The sequence below is a fragment of the Cellulomonas citrea genome (assembly GCF_009829685.1).
Taxonomy (GTDB): domain Bacteria; phylum Actinomycetota; class Actinomycetes; order Actinomycetales; family Cellulomonadaceae; genus Cellulomonas; species Cellulomonas citrea.
On the sequence record NZ_VWSD01000341.1, the window covers coordinates 1 to 706 of the forward strand.

The 706-nt window shown below is 54.1% G+C and carries 1 protein-coding gene; it reads right to left on the reverse strand.

Annotated elements, in window-relative coordinates; translation table 11 throughout:
- Positions 1–117: 117 nt before the first annotated feature.
- Positions 118–706 (reverse strand): M43 family zinc metalloprotease (locus F2B26_RS17795; RefSeq protein WP_268891128.1); only part of this gene is annotated, 589 nt, incomplete at its 5' end.

The window sequence follows — 706 nt, forward strand, 5'->3', positions numbered from 1 at the left end:
GAAGACAGGGTCGAAGTGGTGTACCGTTTGAAGAAATAGCATAAGCAGACGCAGCATAAGCATGATGCAAAACGCAGCTTGAAGCTGCGTTTTGCATGTCTGCGCCAAGCGAGTGGATTAATTGTCGGCGCCTGTGGCCGCCAAGTTAGCCGGTGACCACAAGGTGTTGCGCGCGGCGCTGCTTAAGCCATTGACCATGCGATCCACCTGATCTTGGGTGTAGTTGGCGTATTGATCCGAATAGGCCATGAAGTTCTGCCAGTTGATGGTTTCGCCCAGGCAGTTGAGCACACCGCCATCCCCAGGATTCATCTGCCAGCCGTTCTGTTGCGGGGTATCGCAGATATCATCCCCTGTGGTTGAACAGCGACGATTGGCACCGCGCTTACAGCCCCCCTCGAAGGTGTGGATCAGGTCGAGGAAGTGACCAAATTCATGGGTGAGCACAGAGCGGAAATTCTCGTCGGTATTGCTGCCCAAATACGCGCCATTGTAGGTCACGCGTGCCAGGCCTTCGTCGGACATGGCGGTATCAGGATACCAGGCTACCCCGGAGTTATTGGTCACGCCATCGGCGTATAAATCATTCTGAATGTAGACATTCATGTACTTGTAGTTGTCCCAGTGGTCGCGTTTCACATCCGAGCTTGAGTAGTTGCCTGCGCCGGAAGATTCAGGATGGTAAATGATGCCCGTGGTGGGGTTG